25 protein-coding genes are annotated in these 19,112 nt (G+C 42.4%); 4 read left to right on the top strand and 21 right to left on the bottom strand.

What is annotated here, in order from left to right:
* Position 1 precedes the first annotated feature (1 nt).
* The 9 genes from B9N86_RS08485 to B9N86_RS08445 all read right to left on the bottom strand — a co-directional run bounded on the left by B9N86_RS08485 (position 2) and on the right by B9N86_RS08445 (position 7,975).
* Positions 2-1,348 carry an LLM class flavin-dependent oxidoreductase gene (locus tag B9N86_RS08485; protein WP_208918626.1) on the bottom strand — a complete coding sequence of 449 codons (1,347 nt, stop codon included), beginning with the start codon at positions 1,346-1,348 and terminating at the stop codon, positions 2-4.
* A 70-nt stretch (positions 1,349-1,418) separates the two neighbouring features.
* Positions 1,419-2,399, bottom strand: coding sequence for an aldo/keto reductase (locus B9N86_RS08480; protein WP_208918625.1), 981 nt, complete (start codon positions 2,397-2,399; stop codon positions 1,419-1,421).
* Between the two features lie 245 nt (positions 2,400-2,644).
* On the bottom strand, positions 2,645-3,229 hold the full coding sequence (locus B9N86_RS08475) for a DJ-1/PfpI family protein (protein WP_208918624.1): 585 nt from the start codon (positions 3,227-3,229) through the stop codon (positions 2,645-2,647).
* 28 nt (positions 3,230-3,257) lie between these two features.
* Positions 3,258-4,205 carry a GNAT family N-acetyltransferase gene (locus tag B9N86_RS08470; RefSeq protein WP_208918623.1) on the bottom strand — a complete coding sequence of 316 codons (948 nt, stop codon included), beginning with the start codon at positions 4,203-4,205 and terminating at the stop codon, positions 3,258-3,260.
* A gap of 26 nt (positions 4,206-4,231) precedes the next feature.
* The gene (gene thyX, locus B9N86_RS08465; protein WP_425298607.1) at positions 4,232-4,888 is read right to left on the bottom strand and encodes an FAD-dependent thymidylate synthase; all 657 of its coding nucleotides are present in this window, start codon (positions 4,886-4,888) and stop codon (positions 4,232-4,234) included.
* Positions 4,889-5,097: 209 nt separating this feature from the next.
* A complete protein-coding gene (locus tag B9N86_RS08460) occupies positions 5,098-5,727 on the bottom strand; it encodes a pyridoxamine 5'-phosphate oxidase family protein (RefSeq protein WP_208918621.1) in 630 nt (209 codons plus the stop codon).
* 34 nt (positions 5,728-5,761) lie between these two features.
* Positions 5,762-6,220, bottom strand: coding sequence for a GNAT family N-acetyltransferase (locus B9N86_RS08455; protein ID WP_208918620.1), 459 nt, complete (start codon positions 6,218-6,220; stop codon positions 5,762-5,764).
* Positions 6,221-6,479: 259 nt separating this feature from the next.
* On the bottom strand, positions 6,480-6,974 hold the full coding sequence (locus tag B9N86_RS08450; protein WP_208918619.1) for a GNAT family N-acetyltransferase: 495 nt from the start codon (positions 6,972-6,974) through the stop codon (positions 6,480-6,482).
* Positions 6,975-7,114: 140 nt separating this feature from the next.
* On the bottom strand, positions 7,115-7,975 hold the full coding sequence (locus tag B9N86_RS08445) for a helix-turn-helix transcriptional regulator (RefSeq protein WP_208918618.1): 861 nt from the start codon (positions 7,973-7,975) through the stop codon (positions 7,115-7,117).
* A gap of 132 nt (positions 7,976-8,107) precedes the next feature.
* On the opposite strand from B9N86_RS08445, the gene B9N86_RS08440 reads away from it, so the two are divergent.
* From B9N86_RS08440 to B9N86_RS08430, 3 genes are read left to right on the top strand one after another with little or no spacing between them, the layout of a single operon-like run.
* Positions 8,108-9,166 (top strand): Gfo/Idh/MocA family protein, encoded by a 1,059-nt coding sequence (locus B9N86_RS08440; RefSeq protein WP_208918617.1) that lies wholly within the window; start codon positions 8,108-8,110, stop codon positions 9,164-9,166.
* 60 nt (positions 9,167-9,226) lie between these two features.
* Entirely contained in the window at positions 9,227-10,105 is an 879-nt protein-coding gene (locus B9N86_RS08435; protein WP_208918616.1) for a sugar phosphate isomerase/epimerase family protein, read from the top strand.
* 31 nt (positions 10,106-10,136) lie between these two features.
* Positions 10,137-10,997, top strand: a complete 861-nt coding sequence (locus B9N86_RS08430; RefSeq protein ID WP_208918615.1) for a sugar phosphate isomerase/epimerase family protein — start codon at positions 10,137-10,139, stop codon at positions 10,995-10,997.
* Positions 10,998-11,108: 111 nt separating this feature from the next.
* Here B9N86_RS08430 and B9N86_RS08425 read toward each other — a convergent pair whose 3' ends face one another.
* The 5 genes from B9N86_RS08425 to B9N86_RS08405 form a co-directional block, all read right to left on the bottom strand.
* Positions 11,109-11,675 carry a DUF1697 domain-containing protein gene (locus B9N86_RS08425; protein ID WP_208918614.1) on the bottom strand — a complete coding sequence of 189 codons (567 nt, stop codon included), beginning with the start codon at positions 11,673-11,675 and terminating at the stop codon, positions 11,109-11,111.
* 133 nt (positions 11,676-11,808) lie between these two features.
* Positions 11,809-13,032 (bottom strand): FAD-dependent oxidoreductase, encoded by a 1,224-nt coding sequence (locus tag B9N86_RS08420; RefSeq protein ID WP_208918613.1) that lies wholly within the window; start codon positions 13,030-13,032, stop codon positions 11,809-11,811.
* Between the two features lie 184 nt (positions 13,033-13,216).
* The gene (locus tag B9N86_RS08415) at positions 13,217-13,777 is read right to left on the bottom strand and encodes a YeeE/YedE thiosulfate transporter family protein (RefSeq protein WP_244563011.1); all 561 of its coding nucleotides are present in this window, start codon (positions 13,775-13,777) and stop codon (positions 13,217-13,219) included.
* 20 nt (positions 13,778-13,797) lie between these two features.
* Positions 13,798-14,025, bottom strand: coding sequence for a sulfurtransferase TusA family protein (locus B9N86_RS08410; RefSeq protein ID WP_208918612.1), 228 nt, complete (start codon positions 14,023-14,025; stop codon positions 13,798-13,800).
* A 71-nt stretch (positions 14,026-14,096) separates the two neighbouring features.
* Complete coding sequence (locus tag B9N86_RS08405; protein WP_208918611.1) at positions 14,097-14,786, bottom strand: YeeE/YedE thiosulfate transporter family protein; 690 nt, start codon at positions 14,784-14,786, stop codon at positions 14,097-14,099.
* Positions 14,787-14,935: 149 nt separating this feature from the next.
* Between B9N86_RS08405 and B9N86_RS08400 the strand changes: the two genes are divergently transcribed.
* Positions 14,936-15,820: a LysR family transcriptional regulator gene (locus B9N86_RS08400; protein WP_208918610.1), complete on the top strand. Its 885-nt coding sequence runs from the start codon at positions 14,936-14,938 to the stop codon at positions 15,818-15,820.
* Between the two features lie 7 nt (positions 15,821-15,827).
* Here the strand turns inward: B9N86_RS08400 and B9N86_RS08395 are convergent, their stop codons facing one another.
* The 7 genes from B9N86_RS08395 to B9N86_RS08365 form a co-directional block, all read right to left on the bottom strand.
* Entirely contained in the window at positions 15,828-16,043 is a 216-nt protein-coding gene (locus B9N86_RS08395; protein ID WP_208918609.1) for a sulfurtransferase TusA family protein, read from the bottom strand.
* A 115-nt stretch (positions 16,044-16,158) separates the two neighbouring features.
* Positions 16,159-16,386, bottom strand: coding sequence for a GNAT family N-acetyltransferase (locus B9N86_RS30945; RefSeq protein ID WP_425298578.1), 228 nt, complete (start codon positions 16,384-16,386; stop codon positions 16,159-16,161).
* A 296-nt stretch (positions 16,387-16,682) separates the two neighbouring features.
* Positions 16,683-17,210 carry an SMI1/KNR4 family protein gene (locus tag B9N86_RS08385; RefSeq protein WP_208918607.1) on the bottom strand — a complete coding sequence of 176 codons (528 nt, stop codon included), beginning with the start codon at positions 17,208-17,210 and terminating at the stop codon, positions 16,683-16,685.
* Between the two features lie 122 nt (positions 17,211-17,332).
* Positions 17,333-17,773, bottom strand: coding sequence for a GNAT family N-acetyltransferase (locus B9N86_RS08380; protein WP_208918606.1), 441 nt, complete (start codon positions 17,771-17,773; stop codon positions 17,333-17,335).
* Positions 17,774-17,926: 153 nt separating this feature from the next.
* Entirely contained in the window at positions 17,927-18,130 is a 204-nt protein-coding gene (locus B9N86_RS08375) for a hypothetical protein (RefSeq protein ID WP_208918605.1), read from the bottom strand.
* On the bottom strand, positions 18,127-18,522 hold the full coding sequence (locus B9N86_RS08370) for a VOC family protein (protein ID WP_208918604.1): 396 nt from the start codon (positions 18,520-18,522) through the stop codon (positions 18,127-18,129). Before B9N86_RS08370 ends, B9N86_RS08375 begins: the two co-directional genes overlap by 4 nt.
* 182 nt (positions 18,523-18,704) lie before the next feature.
* Complete coding sequence (locus B9N86_RS08365; RefSeq protein ID WP_208918603.1) at positions 18,705-19,046, bottom strand: HAD family hydrolase; 342 nt, start codon at positions 19,044-19,046, stop codon at positions 18,705-18,707.
* Positions 19,047-19,112 lie beyond the last annotated feature (66 nt).

Raw genomic sequence — 19,112 nt, 5'->3', positions numbered from 1 at the left:
TTCACCCCTTGAGTTGAAGCTCAAAGCGATTTTCCGGTCGCCCCAAACCAAGATGATCCCGGAATGTGCTCCCTTCATATTCTGTCCGGAATATACCTCTACGTTGAAGCTCTGGCACGACGAGTTCCAGAAACAGATCCAATCCGCCAGGCATGTACGGAGGGCATACATTGAAACCATCTGCCGCCTCATCAACGAACCATTCTTCGATCAGGTCGGCTATCCGCTCCGCACTTCCTACGACAAGCAGATGTCCTCTCACGGTCACGGTAAAGAAGTAGAATAAATCCCGTAACGTAATATCCTCCCGCCCATTTGCCCTTCTTGCCAGCTCAGCCCAATGGAGTGCTGCTTCTGATGAAGATAAATCCGGCAGGGGAGCGTTCAGATCAATGCCCGTCAGATCGATCCCCAATTTATCGGATAAAGGCTTAAGATCATAGTCCGTGACGACCAGACTGTTCAATTCATTGTATTTGGCTCTGGCTTCTTCATCCGTTCTGCCAACAATCGGCACGAGACCAGGCAGCACTTTCAGATCCGAATCCGTTCTGCCAAACTCACGCAGTTTGCTCTTCACTTCTTTATAAAAAGCCTGTGCTACCTCCTTATCATTCGTACCGGTGAACACCATATCAGAGTATTTGGCCGCCAATAATTGGCTGCGTCGAGATGTACCTGCTGTAATTAACGGGAGCTGTCCTTGAATCGGACGAGCTACATTGAGCGGACCTGCTACAGAGAAATGCTCGCCACTGTGATTCAACTCGTGCACCTTGCTGCCATCCGCAAAAACACCTGATTCTTTGTCCCGTGGTAAGGCATCATCCTCCCACGTATCCCACAACCCGCTTATCACTTCAATGAACTCCTCGGCATAGTCATACCTTTTGGCATTGTCCCAGTGCTTCTCGCGACTAAAGTTTTGGGCCGCTCTAGGATCCGATCCTGTCACTACGTTCCATGAAGCTCTTCCTCCACTCAAATGATCTAAAGAAGCCGTCATGCGGGCGATATTATAGGGCTCGGCATAAGTCGTGTTCACCGTGCCGATCAAGCCGATTTTCTCTGTCACAGCCGCCAAATAGGACAGCAACGTAAACGGCTCCAGACGGTTCATTTGGGACGGGAATAAATACTGCATGTCTGCACTCGTTGCCAGACGGTCTCCAAGGAAGAAGAAGTCAAATTTGGCCTGCTCCAGTTTTTGCGCAATTTCCTTTAAGAAATGTGGATCGTATGCACCGTCCGTGCGCCCTTCTGGAAGTCTCCACCCGGCGGGATGATAGCCCGTTCCGAACAAAAATAACCCCAGATGCAATTGACGTTGTTGCTGTTGTGAACTCATTCTAGTCACCTTCCTGTATGTAATAGTTGTATGAAAAAATGTTAGGATGAACAGAAGTTACTCTGCCGTGCTATTCAAGCCTCTCAATGGAAAGGCGGTCAATCTCGGCTAATTCTTCCGAGTCCAGCCGCTCATCTGAGTATCGAAGCGTCTCCTGTAGTTGCTCAGGTTTCGAAGCACCCACGATGGCAGATGTAATACCAGGACGACTCAACACCCAATTCACAGCATACTGAGGAAGGCTCCAACCACGCTTCTCCGCCAAGGGACGAATGATATCAACAATCTTTAACGCATGTTTTTGATTTAACAGTGCTTGTAATCGCTGCTCTCCTGCAGCCAAACGCGATTCCGAAGGCGGGGCTTCACCGAATCGATATTTTCCTGACAAAATCCCTCTTCCAAGCGGACTGTACACAATAACCCCCACCTGCTCAGATTGTGCAAAAGGAATCAGTTCCTGTTCTATTCCCCTGGTAATCAGACTGTACTCTGGCTGCACACTCTCAAAGCGGCGCAAATGATAGAGTGCGCTTATTCCATGCGCCTTGGCAAGCTGCCACGCGGCATAGTTAGAACAACCGATATAACGGATCTTCCCCTCTTTGACGAGATCATCCAGCGCCTGAAGTGTTTCTTCAAGTGGCGTATGGGGGTCGAAACGGTGTACCTGATACAGATCGATATAATCCGTCTGAAGACGCTCAAGACTGCTTTCCAGCGCACGGTAAATATGATACCGGCTCTGTCCCTGATCGTTCACTCCCGGACCCATCACATTATGCAGTTTGGTTGCCAGCAAAATGTCATGACGTCTGTTTTTTAATACGTTGCCTAGTATCGTCTCCGACTCCCCGAGCTGAGATAGGCTGCCATTATCCATGCCCTTGCCATAAACATCTGCCGTATCCACCAGATTGATACCCATGCCCAGTGCCTGATCAAGCACCCTGGCCGAAGCCTGTTCATCAATCCAACGGCCAAATGCCATCGTCCCAAGACTTACTTCGGAGACCTTAACTCCTGTTCTTCCAAGTGTTCTGTATTGCATCTTGTTGAAGCCTCCTTAAAAAAAGACAGCCAGAAATACATCTCAATCGAGAAGATGCATCTCCGGCTGTCCGGTAGAATGAGTTTATTTAGAGTAAACATAATAAAACTAAAATTGTTTCTTTAACTTATAATTCCGATAAGTTAAGTGGAGTATAGCATTGACACTTTTTGTCGTCAACCATTTTTTAAAGAAGGAAAGCTGAGGCTTGCCCCCACCTGATATAAAAATGAGAGTTTAAGCTTTCAATTAACCTCCACAATGCCCTCTGCTTCATAAGGATAATCGATCTGCTTCTTGACCTGTACCACTCCATCTTCCCCTACAAATAACTTGATCAGGTATAACCCCAAGTCGATGGAGGTAGCTACTCCGCCTGCTGTAATGATATTGCCGTCTTTGACAATTCTGGATTGAATAACTTCCTTGCAATATGGTTCAAGCAGATCATAGGCCCTTGGATGTGTTGTTGCAGCTTTGTCTTTCAAAAATCCGGCGGCACCCCATAACAGCGAACCTGTACATACGGACACCTTATATTTGCACGGCTCGGCTGATCTCAACCAATCGATAAACTCCGGATCATACCGTAACTTTCTCGTCCCGATTCCCCCAGGAATGAACACCATATCATACTGAGACAAATCCGGCTTAATTTTATTCACTTTTATGGTCAGCCCTAATTCATCCGTAACTTCTTCCGTTAGCCCACAAATATCCCACGTCGTTCCCTTGGTTTGTTCAAAAAGATTTAACCGGTAAATGACATCATAAAAACCAATAAAGTCTAAAAACGTAATATCGTTAAAAAGAATAAACCCGATCTTCACCGTAATTCCTCCTTTAAAAGGCTGCTTTTTATTTGGTTGTCAGGTGAAACCTTTGAACTTCTAATAGCCCTGGTTTAAAGCCTAAATTATAATACACAGACTCGGCAGAGTTCCCTTGCATCACATATAATCTCAGTATTGGATAATGGGGTTTTAACATGGTTAGCGCTTTTTTCAACATATTCGTAGCTAATCCCCTACCTCGATATTCTTGAAGAACACCTATATTATATATAGCTGGAAAATAACCTTCCCACGAAACTAAGCAGGCTCCTACAAGACGATTACTTTGCCGATCATAAACTAACGTAGAAGCTGCTAAAGTTAATTCATTGGTTTGATAAGCGTAGGAGCTAATCATGTCCTTATAACAATCCGCTGACTCCTGCTTTCGTCTAATAGCATCAATGCTGCCCATATTACATTGGTAGAAAAAATGTTCTATGTCCTGAGTGTTTACTAGTTTTTTTGCATCACCATTCTCAGCTACAAGCTGTGGCTCTAGAGCAATCAGATCTTCATCCCAATTCAAAGCATACATTTCTGTTGGGCGCTGCATCCACTTACACCTGTATTCATCAGGCCAAAACCCTGCCCGTGCAAAGAAATCCACATGATCCTGCAAAATTTCATAAACTATAATAGGTTTCGAAGGATCTGACCATCTAAGCAATGCTTTTTTCAGTAAAGTAACAACTTGAAACTCTTCATGAAACGGAGGAATGAAAAACAATAAATATAAGACATTGGGCGCAATTACGACTCCCCCTATCCTTTGTTCACCTTTATAAATCCAGAACGGGTCTCTTTGTAGATGAAAATCATACACGTCTTCCTTAAAAAAACCGTTATATTCAGAGTTGTAATAAACCGAGCTATAAATGCCCCATTCTTCCTTATCTGCTTTGATCAAGTAGAATTCTTCGGATAACTGGTATTTCTGCTGGTCGCTGGACCATTGAATGAGTTGATACATGATTGTTCTCCTTTGGTTCGCCTTTTCTAGCCAAGCTCTATTAATTCATCTATTGAATGCGGGTACAGTGGTTTGATTAGCTCTAATATAGCTTTTGCATAATCCTGTATTTCTTTCTGCGCATCATGTTCAAGCCTTTGATTCAGAAAATGGCACACGGACTGAAGTGAGGCGGTCCAGTACCATCTGACATACATTCCATAGGCAGGCAGAAACAACCGAGCTTGTTCTGCACATACCCCGTTGTTTAATGCAGCTTCATATTTTTGAATTCCTGAGTCTATGTATTCTAACAATTCGGATGTAAGTTTCATTCCAACCGTTTCATCTAGAATTTCTCCACTGCCTTGTTTAGAATTTTCCGGTTTGCTTCTCCATTCTCCTGATGCCGGAATATAAAATGTTGGTTCCTCCGTAATATATCTCCGACTTGATTCATTCCAAGCCTCAAAACTATCACCGGTACCTTCAAAATGAGCCGAGCCAATCACATATTTCCACCACTGTCTCGCTACCATTAATGGAGCATATATTTCAAACTGTACAAGCACATGCCTGAATGGCGACGTATGGCCTTCTCTAGCCAGAAACTTTATGAGTTTAATGTCTTTTTCGTTAAGTTCATCTGATTCCTTCGCATAAGAAACTCGTGCAGCGTTTACAACAGTCAAATCGGATCCCATATGATTTACTAGCCGAACATATCCCTTATCCAATACATTTAGAAATGACAATAGTATCTACCCCTTATGTTGTGATTGTATTTCCTCAGACTACTGTACTTATATACTCCTTTACTACTCGGACCACTTCTTCAGGTTATTTTCTTCATCATCAATAGTACTAAGAAACAGGTTGATTGCTCTTTGTTGTTCAAAATGCTCCTCCAAACTTAGTACAATCTCTTCTCGTAAGATTCCTTCAACGACTTCCGGACATCCTCTTCTCTTGCTCCAGTATGGGCTGCCAAGATTTCTGAAGGCTTAGGTAATGTACTTCGATCTGGCCAGCTTTCGTGATCCCATAGCTTTGATCTTTTGAAAGACTTAGCACAGTGTATGTAGCATTCCTCCACCGTTACACCGATTCCGACTGATGGTATTTTTCCGTTTGCCATCATGGACTCCAAAATATTTTTATCTTTAGTAACACATGCCTTCCCATTGACCCTTAATGTTTCTTCAATCTGTGGAATCACAAATACAATTCCGATGTAAGGATTACTTAGAATGTTTAATATAGAATCCATGCGGCGGTTTCCCGGTCGTTCAGGAATAACCAGATGCTTACTGTCGATCATATGGACAAATCCGGCGGCGTCACCACGCGGAGAAACGTCGCAAGCCCCTGAAACATCTGAGGTGGATATAAAAATGATTGGCGATTGCCGAATAAAGTTCATCGCATGACTGTCAATGTGATCGATCGTTTTTTTCACGACCAGTGGACTTGGGTAACCTAACATTTCCCGAAGCTCTTCCTCACTCGTTATTCTCTCATTCTCATGAAATGGTTGATGCATATTCGTTATCCTCCTCTATTACTTTTTATCCCGTCTATACATTTAAATCATAATGGAAAAATTCCTCGTCCTTCACATATCCATTTCTCTCATATAGTCTCTGTGCTATAACGTTATCTGCTGCTGTAGAAAGAGATAGACCCTTCGATTTCGTTTCTTGGGCATAGCTTTTGGCTGCATCTAACAATAATTGCGCTACTCCTTGCTTGCGGTAATCCTCATGTACATACAGATCATTCAGAATCCAAGATCTCTGCATGGATATAGATGAGAAAGAAGGATACAGCTGCGTAAATGCGGCATATTGATCCGATGACTTGTCGATGATCGTAAATATAACGGACTCTCGCTGTTCAAATCGTTCACTCAGATATGCCTTGGCACCCTCCAGATCAGAATCTTGCTTGTAAAATGTTCGATAATGATTAAATAAAACAGCTATCCCGTCTAAATCTTCAATCGTAGCTTCTCTGACAATGAACAACTCACTCATCTTTTTCGCCCCTTTTTATAGGTATAATATAACATTTCCCCATGATGTATTCTCTGGGATATTATTATCAATTTATGTGTAGTTTCCCTCTATTCGTGCCTTGTAAGACCTGTAATTCTATCATATTGATTTCCTACAAAATCCCTTTAATGACCTGTCTCGATCAAGTAAGGTACCATCCAGATCAAAGATAATTCCTTTAATCATATGCTAACCTCCTTTCCTTTCTTGCTTCACCAACTGGATTACTCAGTTCCGTCTATTTTTTTAAAGTATAGTAGTAAAGGCCGTCTCTTAGTTCCTCTTCTCTTGTAAAATTCATTTTAGTCAATAGTTTCTGAGATCGGATATTGTCTTGTTCAACAGTGGCTTCGATGATATCAAGCTGCATGTCATCAAATCCAAGTTTCAGAATTTCAACGAGGGCTTCCTGCATGAAACCCTGTCCCCAATATGAACTAGACAGATCAAATCCGATTTCAGCTCTCGAAGGAACTTCTTTCACCCAACAATGATATCCGCAAGTTCCTGCTAACTCACCACTCGACTTGATAAACAATCCATATCTACAACCCGAATCATCCATATGAAATTGGATAATCTCCTCGGCTTCTTCAAGTTTTTCACAAGGGTCTATATCCATAAACCGGGTTACCTCTGGATCGGAAAAATGTCTAAAGACCGACTCCGCGTCCCTCAAACTTAGCTCTCTTAGTAAAAGTCTACTTGTTGTAATCTCTTTAAAATGATTCATATTCTGAACTCTATCCTCCCAACTATATACAACAAGACCCGACCATGGATAGTACCTTAGTCGGATCTTATTCGCTCCTGTATCCCTTTATTACATAGTCACGAACCATTGCCCTGATCCAGCAAAAATCATTCTATCGTCTACTGCCCGACCCTATCGCGGTAGATCCTTGGAGAGACACCGGTAATTCGTTTGAACACTCGAGAGAAATAAAATGTGTCTTTATACCCGAGAGCTTCGCCAATCTCTTTGACCGTCAATTCTGTGTTGAGCAAAATATTTTTCGCTTCGGCTGCTTTAAGCCGGTGCAGAAATTCATTGAGCGGATAACCGGTATACTCATGAACAATTCTGCGGAGTGTGGAAACAGAAATATGATGTCTCGAAGCCATATCTGCAGGTTCCTGCTTCATATATAATGACTGCGAAATATCGTCGATCACTTTTACCACGAAGCTTTCCCGGTTGTTCAACTCGCTGCGGTCCGATTGGGATACGAGATCATAGAGGAAGGCCTCCAAAATTAATGCAGCGCGGTCCATATTGCTGGGAACTCCACTATCAATCAGCATAAACATCATTTCCATCCGATGGATGAGTGAATCGTCAAATGTAGCCTTTTTGATCATTTCCGGATTAGGAAGCCAGTGCTCCAGCCACTCGATAACTCTGTAACCGTCCACGGTAAAATAATATTCATCCCAGTGCCCATCGGTATATGGTCCATAATCAAACGATGCGCCGGGGAACAGACAAAACCAGCTTCCTGCCTCTACCTTCTGTATTTCTCCACCATTCACCTGGTAATAACCACTCCCGCCTGTGATCATGACAAACGCCCAGTTGTGGAATTTGGCATCCTTTCTCTGTAAGGTTCTGCCTGGCAAATGACCCGCATTTATAACCGTCAGCGACTTGATCTTCTGCTTGCTGGAATCGATCATTGGGTTAAAGACTCGAATGGGATGAGAACTGATCATATAATCCATGTATTTTGTCATCCTGCACATTCTCCCTTTAAAACAACTATGTTAAATTGTACTTACTTGAATAAATATAACATATCTGCGTTGTAAATATCGCATTATATAGCAGTTCTACGGCGTAGATAAAGAGAGGATGTAAGCGTAAACATGAGCAAAGTGAAAATTGGTGTAATTGGCTGCGGCTCGATCTCTGAATGTCATTTCCAAGCTTATCAAAATAATCCTAATGTGCAGGTGGTTGCTGTCTGTGATTTGAAAGAGGACAGAGCCCGCGAAAAGGCTGAAAAATATAACGCTTCTCACGTATACACCGATTATCATGAGCTGCTGGCAAACACCGAAGTAGATGCAGTCAGCGTTTGTACCTGGAACAATACCCATGCCGAAATCAGTATCGCTGCGCTTCGTGCAGGCAAAAACGTTCTGTGTGAGAAGCCGTTGTGCAAAACAGTAGATGAAGCTCTTCAAGTTGAGCAAGCTGTACGTGAAACAGGCAAATTCCTTCAGGTTGGTTATGTGCGCCGTCATGCGTCCAACATTTCTGTACTGAAGAAGTTTATCGATGCAGGCGATCTCGGGGAAATTTATTTTGCTAAAGCCAGCTTGATCCGTCGTCTCGGCAATCCGGGTGGATGGTTCGCTGATAAAGAACGTTCTGGCGGAGGACCATTGATTGATATCGGGGTGCACGTCATTGACCTCTGCTGGTATCTGATGGGCAGACCTAAAGTGAAATCCGTAAGCGGTAATACATACAACAAGCTTGGAAACCGCTCTAATATTGAACATTTTGACTTCTATCAAGCTGCAGATTATGACGCATCTTTCAATACGGTTGAAGATATGGCGAATGCACTCATTCGTTTTGAGAATGGAGCATCCATTATGGTTGATGTAAGCTTCTCTCTTCATGCCAAAAAAGAATCCAGTCAAATTAACATTTATGGTGACAAAGGTGGCGCTGAAATTGAGCCGGAGCTGTCTATCGTTACAGAACGTCATAACACGATCATTAATATTGATCCTCAGATCACATCACCGGGCTTTGATTTCCAAGGAGCCTTCAATAATGAGATCAATCACTTTGTCGATAGCTGTCTCGGAATCATCGAAACCAACTGCCCTGTAGAAGACGGAGTGGAAATGATAAAAATCCTGAACGCTGTGTATAAGTCCGCCGCAGAAGGAATCGAAATCCACTTCTAGTCGACTTTTGATCACGAAGTAATTCACACTATCTCTTATACTTAGGAGGCTAAAGCCGTTATGAATTTGAATAACAAAATTGGTGTTATTGTAGATAGCTTCGGAGTAGGCGTTATGGAAGGCCTAAAAAAAGCAAAAGAAGTTGGAGCCGATGGCGTTCAAATCTACGCCGTATCCGGCGAGATGGATCCTGCAACCCTTTCGCCAACCAAACGCAAAGAACTTCTCAGCTACATTGACGGACTAGGACTAGAGATTTCTGCTCTTTGCGGTGACTTGGCTGGACATGGCTTCCAGGATGCTGAAGCTAACCCTGAGAAAATAGAAAAATCCAAGCGCATCCTTGATCTGGCTGTAGAACTTGGCAGTTCCGTCGTGACCACTCATATCGGTATCGTTCCTGACGATAGAAGCGGCCGTATTTATGACGCCATGCAGCGGGCTTGTGACGAACTTGGTATATATGCAAAGAGCATGAATGCCTACTTCGCCATTGAGACTGGACCAGAACCGGCTGCACATTTGAAAAGTTTCCTGGATACGCTGAGCACGAACGGCGTCTCAGTCAACTTTGACCCTGCCAACATGGTTATGGTTACAGGCGATGATCCTGTAGAAGGCGTTAAGCTGTTGAAAGATTATCTGGTTCACACCCATGTCAAGGACGGAAAGCGTATTCGCCCGGTTGATCCTAGAGACGTATACGGTTTTCTCGGATACGGAGCGATGGATCACGAGAAGATTGCCGAGATGGCAGCCTCCGGTGCCGCATTTGAAGAAGTACCGCTGGGTGAGGGAAAAGTGGATTTTCCAGCCTATTTTGCAGCACTTCAAGAAATCGGGTATGGCGGCTACTTAACCATCGAAAGAGAAGTCGGCAGCAATCCGGAACAAGATATCCGTAAAGCCGTTGATTTCATCAAATCTTATCGAGGCTAAATGAAACTAACATCTGAAGGGAGCAATCAGCATGAAGTTAGGAATTAGTTCTTATAGTTTATTTCAAGCCATGCATGCGGAAAAAATGAGCATCGCGGAAGTGATTGAGTGGACAGCCGAGATTGGTGCCCAGCATATTGAAATTGTGCCAAAACTCGGTTTCGACTTTGATGTGAATCCCGAACTCGAAGAGCAAATCGTAGAGAAGGCCAAATCTGTAGGCATTGATATTTCCAATTACGCAATTGGGGCTAACTTCATCACAGAAACGGAAGAGCAGTATGAAGCGGAAATTGCCCGTGTTATAAGCGAAGTAGATCGTGTTAACCGCCTTGGCGCTAAGCTGATGCGTCATGATGTAGCTTCCCGCCCGGATACATCCATTGCTAACTTTAACAAGGATTTGGAAAGGATCGCACACGCTTGCCGCCGAATTGCCGATCACGCGAAGCAGTATGACATTACAACCAGCGTAGAAAATCATGGATACTATGTTCAAGCCAGCGACCGTGTACAATCTCTGATTCATGCGGTAGATCGGCCTAACTTCAAGACGACACTGGATGTCGGCAACTTCGTATGTGTAGACGAAAATCCGGTATCCGCCGTGAAAAACAACTTGAAATACGCTTCGATGGTTCACATTAAGGATTTCTATATCCGTCCATCGTACCGTAACCCAGGGGAAGGCTGGTTCACCAGCACAAGCGGTAACTACCTTCGTGGGGCTATTGCAGGACAGGGTGACCTCGATATGTATGAAATATTGCGCATCGTGAAGCAGTCTGGATACGACGGCTACATGTCGATTGAATATGAAGGTATGGAAGAGTGCACTAAAGGTACCAAGATTGCTTTCGACAATGTAAACCGCATTTGGAACGAAGTGTAATACACTCCATCATCCATAAATGATACTAACAATCCCCTCGAGGCTGACAACTTCAAGGACACATCTGCTCAGATGTCCTTGAGGTTGTTAACCGAAAAGGGGATTTTCATTTCACCGAGATTCCTCCATGGCACTTGCTAGCGTGACGAGCTTGTTAATTGTTTTCCAGTTGCGAACCGTCGCCGGGACATTTAACTTATGAAGATTGTTTGCAAGTTTGGAATTGCGTACGCTATGGCCAAATAACAGAAATACCTCTCGCCCATTTATCCGGAACTCTTCGTTATCGCTTTGATAAACCCTTAGCTTTTCTATCCCTTCCGATGATGGTTCTTCCTGCAGCAATGAGACGTATAAGCACTCTCCCACTGACGAAGCTTCCGCTGCGGCAACTTCTTCTTCTGAAAAAGGGTTATCCGCGACAATCTTTTTCAATTCCTCAGAAGTTCTTATAATAACGTTGACTGAAAATCCAAACACGGCTTCTATCTCATTCTCTATAATCTTCCGCAGTGTGCTCTCCTCTTCTGTTGATTCGAAAAGAACATTTCCGCTTTGAATATACGTCTGAACTCGATTCAGACCCAAAGCTTCACACATTTTTTTCAATTCAGCCATCTTGATCATATTCTTACCGCCTACGTTAATCCCTCGTAATAACGCGATATAGATCGCCATACCTCTCACTCCCTTACTCCTCTTTCATTCTTCCATGATTATATATCTGATAATCACTAGATGTAAGACTAGAAACTATACAACAAAAAAGCCCTTCCGATTCCGGAAAGGCTTCGCTACCCAAACATAAGATTTATGATAAAAGTCGATTTAAAGCGTCCTCATTTATATTTTCGGAGATTACAGATTGAATTTTCCCGTCAGCTAGATAGACGATGGATGGTACAGAATCTACGCTTAACTTGGCAGCAAGTCCGGGCGATTTATATACATCCACTTTCGTAACCCGTACTTCTGACGAATGGGATTGCTCAAATTTTTCGATAACGGGCAACAATTCACGACATGCGGCATCCGTAGCGTTCCACAAATACACAACCGAAGGATGACCATGATTCTGAATCTGGTTCTCATAAATTTCACATTCAGAAATATACTTTTCTGCACCATATCCTGCAATTGCACCATCACCAACCGCAGTAGCAACTTGCTTAAGAAACTTATCACATACATCTCCTGCCGCAAAAACACCAGGTATGTTCGTTTCCATTTTTTCATTAACAAGAACATATCCGTTCCGGTTCATATCCACGACGCCGGTTAGTATTTCCGTATTCGGTGTGTATCCGATAAACAAGAAGCAGGAATCAACCTTGACGGGTTGCCGTTCATTGGTTTTTAAGTTTTTAAGTACAACACTATCCAGATGACCTTCCCCTTCAAAAGAATCCACCACCGTATTCCAGATGAATTCCATTTTAGGATTTTCCAGCGCCTCGGTTTTTGCGATTTCATTACAATCCATTTTGCCATGATCATGCATGACAGACACAATCACTTTATCTGCGAACTTGGTCAGGAACATCCCTTCTTCAATCGCCGCATCCCCGCTTCCAATAACCATCACGGTTTTACCTGTATTGGCTGCCGCATCACATGTTGCACAGAAAGAAATCCCTTTATCATATAAAAATTGATCCTCATTCGTTGCACCGGTAACCCTTGGTTTACCGCCCGAGGCAATGATGATCGCCTTGCACTCATAATTCGTCCGGAAGGTTTCGACTATTTTTTTATCCTCAGTTACACTTACCGCTTTGACATCGGTCATTTTAAAGTCCACGCCGAATTTTTTGGCCTGCTTATGAAACAGTCCCATGAGCTCCGTACCTGTCGTTCCTTCCGGAAAGCCAGGATAATTTTCTATTTCATTGGTATACGTTGCGAGTCCGCCTACCAGAGATTTTTCCAATAAAAGTGTTCTCAGTCTTGCACGTCCACAGTAAATACCAGCAGTCAAACCTGCTGCTCCTCCGCCGATGATGACAACATCGTATTGCTCCGTTTTCTTATTCATTTCCTTCGCCCCTCTTGTACAGACTTTGATATCACAAGAAGAAACGACTTCGTCGTCCTTTTTAAAGGTCGGCGGCGTTTCTTCGAGAAATATAAGCCAAGTATGCAATATGAAATTTATACTTTCTTATATTTTGAAAACAGGCTGACTTGCGTCAGCCCTAAATCTTGGTTCACTCTTGGTTTCACATAAAAAACTTCGCTAATAATTTGCTGCCTATATACGCACCTACAAACAGGAACAGTCCAAAGATCCACCCTGAAAGAGATAAAGAGGCAATCGCTGTAAACAGTGCACCAATATTACATCCATTAGCCAATCTGGCGCCGTATCCCATGAGCAAGCCACCAAGAACAGCAGCCGCAACCTGTTTTTTTGACTTAATCTTTTTCAACTTAAACTCGGATGCAAACAGTGTTGCTAGTAATGCTCCCACGATAATACCCAGATTTCGAATTGATCCGCCATCGTTCAGAAACCCGGAGGATAGCGTTTCTTGGGATTTTTCCGAGCTAAAGTAAGACCAGTTATCAACATTTCCGCCAACAAGCTGATATAACCATGCTCCCCAATCCGCAAATGTACCCGTAACTCCCCATCCTTTAGAGAAAACGGCCAGATGAGCAGTAGCAAACACAGCGAGAAGTACAGCTCCCGTAACATAAGTTAACGGCTCTTTCAGCAGCTTTTTGTAAAAGCGGTTAGAGGATATTTTTAACCAGAATTCATTCACCGCCTCACTCACCGTCCTTTCTCCCCGGAATTCTATTTCGCCTTCTCAATAACAACTTCCCATTCGCCATCATCAATCTCTTCGATCTCAACATTATGTCCTTGTTTTCTTGCCCACTCTGGAACATTCTTCATCGCACAGCTATGGTCTATGGATACAATGAGAACGTCGCCTACATTTAGTTCAGCCATTTTCTTCTCTGTTCTCATCAACGGAACCGGACAAGCTTCTCCCATACAATCAAGTGTAAATTCAGCCATCTTGATAACCACCTTTATCATTATTTTTTAGTTTGTTTCAATTGTGAATATATTCACTTAAAAGACTAAACTTATTCGGCGCTGCCCATCTTTTTCTCCTGCCATTTTACTGCCGCGATATATAACAGAAGAATAATTAGAAACTGGACAATTAACGCACCAAGCCATCCAAACACATCGGGCAAAAATACAGCTGGCGAGTCCTTAATGACGTGTGCCCGCCACCAGCCCATATCATGCGCTCCCCAAAGTGAGCCGATGACAAAAAACAGAAGTGACAGCATCTGCATCGTAAACCCTTCCCCTACACGCATCAAGGTTCCTGATGCACAGCCCCCGGCAATAACCATACCTATACCAAACAATACAGCCCCAATAACCAAGGCAAAGCTGATCTGACCGACATTCCCCATGCCCGGAATCGGATTTCCATCCATAAACGCTGAGTATTTAATCGCTGTAAATCCAATAGTAGCAAGAGAAAATGCGATTAATACAGCTCTTGTAACGGAAGTACTGCCTGTAATACATGGGTCCCTCATTGAAGCGGTGAAGCAGAAACGGGATCTTTGTAAAATAACTCCAAACGAAATACCGAAGAGCAAGTAGATACCCATTTTGTCGTTGTACTGGTTTAAGAAGAAAGCTAATACAATGACGAGGACCGTTACCAACAAAGCAATTGGCAATTGACTTTTCTTAGGTTTTCTCGGTGCTCTGGTTCGGGTTGATTTCGTTTCGGGACGATCGATTTGTCCCATGGTTACACCCCCAACATTTGTATTCACTTGACTATGTGAAAATAGTAACATACTTATTAGGGACGTAGTTATATGCTTTATTTATACTGTATAAGTTTTTCTAATGGCACCTTACAATGTTCAATTTGGAGCGTCAGGAGGAATGATTTATGAATTTGGAATCGCTAAAAATATTTCTGGATATTGCTACGCTAAAGAGCATATCAAAAGCTGCCCAGAAATCTCACCTTACCCAATCCGCACTTAGCCAGCAATTGAAGTCTTGGGAGAACACACTCGGAACGGAGCTTCTTCACAGGAGCAATAAAGGGGCTAACCTTACAGATGCGGGGATCATTGCCGAGAAATACGCAGCCCAAATCTGCAAATTGTATGATGATATGATTACGGAGATCAATCATTTGAAACCGAGCCAACATTGTTTGTCTATCTACGCCATTCCGGAAGTATGCAATTATGCCCTTCCCTGCACTTTGTATGAAGTAAAGAAACAATTTCCGCAATGTCATATCTCTCTGAATGAAGGCTCCTCTTCCATGATCGAAGAGCGCATTCTGCTGGAAGAGGGTGATATCGGGTTTATTTCTGGACCTTCATCCAATCCGGAATTGAGTTCCTATAAGGTGTTCGCGGATAAGGTCATGCTTGTAACAAGCGGTTCAACCCTTTGTCCTGATGAGATTAATTTAAACGAACTTCCCCGTTATCCGCTGATCTGGTCGGCTCAGCTCTGCTGTGTTCATAAGGCCATAAATAGTACTCTTGAACAGGAATTAAACTTAAATATACTTTATAATCTGGACTCCATTGAAGCAGTTAAACTCGCAGCCGTCAAAGGACATGGTGCCGCTTTTCTTCCCTACATGTCCATAAAAAAAGAGCTGTATAGTAAACAGCTCAAGATTATAAATATTGATCAATTTCAAATATACAATGAGGTTTATATGATAAAAAAGCAGACTCAACGTTGTGATAACGACACGAAGCAACTACTCCGATATATAGAAAAAACACTGATTGATACATTGTGTTGAATCGCAATCACACTTCGATGATGATCTCCCATACTCCGTTGATCACTTCATCAATGGAACATTTCATATGGGAGCTACGACAATAATCAGCAATCGCTGTTTTCGCACAGCTATGATCTGTGACTAACATGACCTTTTCACCGCTCTGGATCGCATCTCGATGTTTTTTTAACATCATAACAGGGACGGGACAGATTTCACCCAGACAATCAATTTCAATCATATGTCCCCCTCCCGCTGTTTCACGGTAACTACTTCCAGCACTCTCTTCTTATGATCTTGTTCTGCAGACATAGTCGATCCTCCCGCAAAGTTAGACCTCATTTATTCATTGGTCCTCATACTATATCCTTAACCATTAGCAAGTGTATATCGATTAACTCATATCCCAGTGATTTATATAATCGGATTGCTGCTTGATTGCTTCCCACTACACCTAGAGATGTTTCGCTTTTTTGTTTCTCATCTCTTAGGAATTTCATGGTTTCAATAATGGTTGCCCTCGCCACCCCTTGCCTTCTCCAATCAGGCGGCTCAAATCCAAAATCAGTGCTTGCATTAAGCAATGAAGCCGCTACGTGGATGGATCGTTCTTACGATCGCTGTTGTCCCCAAATTTCTTATGAATCAAAGTGCAAATAGAACTGTAAATAGCTAATTTCAATCTCACCTGCGTTGGTTATTTCAATGTCATATGATTTTGATTCCTTATCCGAGCTGGAATGAATTAATTTGAACTTAATGTTACGATCATCGAAGGAAATATCTTTATCTGCCTTACAACCAACTAAAACGAGTAATAGAATAAAAAAGGTTAAAGCATACTTTTTCTTCATAGCTCCCTCTCTTTAAGACAAAATCTTCATTCGAGCAAATCTTCATTCATACAAACTCCGATAAATTCAAAAAGATTGTTCGCTTCAACAGATCGCTTTCCCCAGTCGTGCCAATAATATAATACTTGACCTGTTACCCCCGCTTCGGATGGATCTGTGTCAAGACATAGATAATCGCCACCACCGTTTTCTGCAATCGGAATCCATTTGGCATTCCACAGAAAAGGCTTAATTCCGCTTTCTATATCTGCTTCCATATCCTCAGGATCAAATTCATCCTGCAGAAACTGCCAGTTATCAATAATTTGAGAAATAGGAGAGAGTGTCAGATTTCGCACGAAAGATTCAACCCCCAAATTCCATTCCTGGCCGTTATGTATTTTGTAAAAAGCCTTCATTTGCTCAGGAAGTATGACACCCAGCGTGTTCTCAAGCAGCTGGAATTCTTCATCCTTCGCACCTGGCTGCAGATTTAATGCTTCTGCAAAATTTTCATTTATGCCTATTCCTTTTTCAATAATACGCTTCCATAACAACTCAGCATCATTAAGCATAACTTACCCTCCTAGTAAGAGTGATGACCTGGAAATAGACCACCCTTGGTAGTAACGGTCTATTTCCAGGCTTAATTGTGCGAAGGGCTGCTCTGAAGAGCTATTACCATCCTCGACCCCTTCTACTTATAGGTGTATCTTGCTAATTCCTCTCCCCAAGGAGCCAAGCCAATCTCTTCAAATCCTACACTCTTATACAATCTTCTTGCACCTTCATTGTCAGAATTATAGCCGATCATGATTACCTCTGTTCGATTATCGGCCGCTTCTATTTGTTGTATTAACAGGTTCATTGCCGCTCTCCCATAGCCCTTTCCCTGAAACTGATCATCAATCATAAATCGATAAATCCAATAATTCTGATCATCAGGGTCGATACCGTACATGAGGAAACCAATTACCTTATCATCCAGAATAATCGCTCTCGTCATAAATCCAGGAAGAAATTGAACCTCAGCGATGGAATAGAGATTTGAAGCCATAAATCGTTCTTGCTCTTCTCTTACACGGAGATGAATGCATTCTTCCCAATTTGATCGATCAATTTTTCTTAAACTAATCAAATAGACTCCTCCTATTGAATAGAGAAATCTGTTAGCAAATTCCTCTACTCTGATTTACTATGCAACTGACACTGAAATACTCTCAACTTTTTAACATTTAATAACAGGATGGATGACTTACTCATATCACATCACTCCTTTCAAAATTTCAATCTATAATATCAAAAATTCACCATCAGCGATTCTTAATAATTCGCCTTCTTCATGCAATTCAAACTCCGATAACCGTTCTTCTTGATTTGTATAACGATTGCTATGTGGTAAAACGACGCCTTGAATGATCCCTAATGCATCAAAATTCGTTAAATCTATATCATTCCATTCTGGATGTAACAAATGGGCATTTTTTTTAATCAAAAACTACAGACACCCATATAATGTCCGTTGAGTTCAAAAAAGTTGAAAAATTTAAGATTCCCCTCGTCCACAATGGGTTCTACCTTTAGTCCCTTATCGGTTAGCACTTGATGAGCTCTTTCGATATCCTTAGTGTAGAAATTCATATAAGGATGTACCTCACCATTTTTATAAAAACAAAGAGGGTTAAAATCTTCAGCTTCCGTCAGGGTGATCATTGCATGTGCTTTGTTGATTCCTTCAGATGGTATGGATACATGCAGAGCAGCATACCCGGTGTCCTCTTCCCAAGAAAATGTACATCCAAACACTTCAACATACCATGTTATTGATTCTTGTAAATTCGAAACGGGTATGAAATTACAATCAATTCGTTGAAAAATATTATTCATTTTTACTACTCCTTTTCCTTTAAATTCTTAGCCTGAGCATCACTACGAACGCGGATTATTCTTCCGATCACTGTTGCCCCCAGATTTCTTTTATGTATTTATAAAATTGTTGAAATCCAGGGACAAAGGCGAACGCTGCGCTTCTCCAGAATAATTCCGCTTTCTCCGTTGAAGTACTTCTATTACTTTAGTTCTTTGTGTTTCTCTAATATATTGGTTATCCCGTCTGTCCACTTGCCTTCCTGATCTGCGATCATAGTGATCCACCCCAGATGTCTGGCTGTATCCAAGTTTTTCTCTTGATCATCCACATAAATGACTAGCCCACTATTGATCCGGGAATTAACGAGGTTATAGATCGAGATATCGGGTTTACAAAAACCGACCTCACTAGAGATCGTTATCGTTTGTATGTATGGTTCTACCGGATTTAAAAGATCGACTACCCATTCTTGACGGTGGTTGCTCAGCAGATGAATATCTGCGATCTGACTCCAATGTTCGAGATGTTTTATAGCAGGCAAAACCTTCAAATGTTTATCCACTAATTGCCTTGCATATTGTGTTTCAATTGTCGGACAATGCAAGGT

The organism is Paenibacillus uliginis N3/975, assembly GCF_900177425.1.
GTDB lineage: Bacteria > Bacillota > Bacilli > Paenibacillales > Paenibacillaceae > Paenibacillus_AQ > Paenibacillus_AQ uliginis.
This window is presented reverse-complemented; position numbering and strand designations above follow the sequence as displayed.

Coding starts and splice junctions, on each gene's coding strand:
- B9N86_RS08440 (WP_208918617.1), top strand. CDS start 8,108: ATGAGCAAAGTGAAAATTGGTGTAATTGGCTGCGGCTCGATCTCTGAA.
- thyX (WP_425298607.1), bottom strand. CDS start 4,888: ATGGGATCCGATTTGACTGTTGTAAACGCTGCACGAGTTTCTTATGCG.
- B9N86_RS08445 (WP_208918618.1), bottom strand. CDS start 7,975: ATGACAAAATACATGGATTATATGATCAGTTCTCATCCCATTCGAGTC.
- B9N86_RS08385 (WP_208918607.1), bottom strand. CDS start 17,210: ATGCTTAATGATGCTGAGTTGTTATGGAAGCGTATTATTGAAAAAGGA.
- B9N86_RS08420 (WP_208918613.1), bottom strand. CDS start 13,032: ATGAATAAGAAAACGGAGCAATACGATGTTGTCATCATCGGCGGAGGA.
- B9N86_RS08405 (WP_208918611.1), bottom strand. CDS start 14,786: ATGGGACAAATCGATCGTCCCGAAACGAAATCAACCCGAACCAGAGCA.
- B9N86_RS08400 (WP_208918610.1), top strand. CDS start 14,936: ATGAATTTGGAATCGCTAAAAATATTTCTGGATATTGCTACGCTAAAG.
- B9N86_RS08480 (WP_208918625.1), bottom strand. CDS start 2,399: ATGCAATACAGAACACTTGGAAGAACAGGAGTTAAGGTCTCCGAAGTA.
- B9N86_RS08430 (WP_208918615.1), top strand. CDS start 10,137: ATGAAGTTAGGAATTAGTTCTTATAGTTTATTTCAAGCCATGCATGCG.
- B9N86_RS08450 (WP_208918619.1), bottom strand. CDS start 6,974: ATGAATCATTTTAAAGAGATTACAACAAGTAGACTTTTACTAAGAGAG.
- B9N86_RS08410 (WP_208918612.1), bottom strand. CDS start 14,025: ATGGCTGAATTTACACTTGATTGTATGGGAGAAGCTTGTCCGGTTCCG.
- B9N86_RS08470 (WP_208918623.1), bottom strand. CDS start 4,205: ATGTATCAACTCATTCAATGGTCCAGCGACCAGCAGAAATACCAGTTA.
- B9N86_RS08435 (WP_208918616.1), top strand. CDS start 9,227: ATGAATTTGAATAACAAAATTGGTGTTATTGTAGATAGCTTCGGAGTA.
- B9N86_RS08455 (WP_208918620.1), bottom strand. CDS start 6,220: ATGAGTGAGTTGTTCATTGTCAGAGAAGCTACGATTGAAGATTTAGAC.
- B9N86_RS08425 (WP_208918614.1), bottom strand. CDS start 11,675: ATGGCGATCTATATCGCGTTATTACGAGGGATTAACGTAGGCGGTAAG.
- B9N86_RS08485 (WP_208918626.1), bottom strand. CDS start 1,348: ATGAGTTCACAACAGCAACAACGTCAATTGCATCTGGGGTTATTTTTG.
- B9N86_RS08370 (WP_208918604.1), bottom strand. CDS start 18,522: ATGAATAATATTTTTCAACGAATTGATTGTAATTTCATACCCGTTTCG.
- B9N86_RS08460 (WP_208918621.1), bottom strand. CDS start 5,727: ATGCATCAACCATTTCATGAGAATGAGAGAATAACGAGTGAGGAAGAG.
- B9N86_RS08395 (WP_208918609.1), bottom strand. CDS start 16,043: ATGATTGAAATTGATTGTCTGGGTGAAATCTGTCCCGTCCCTGTTATG.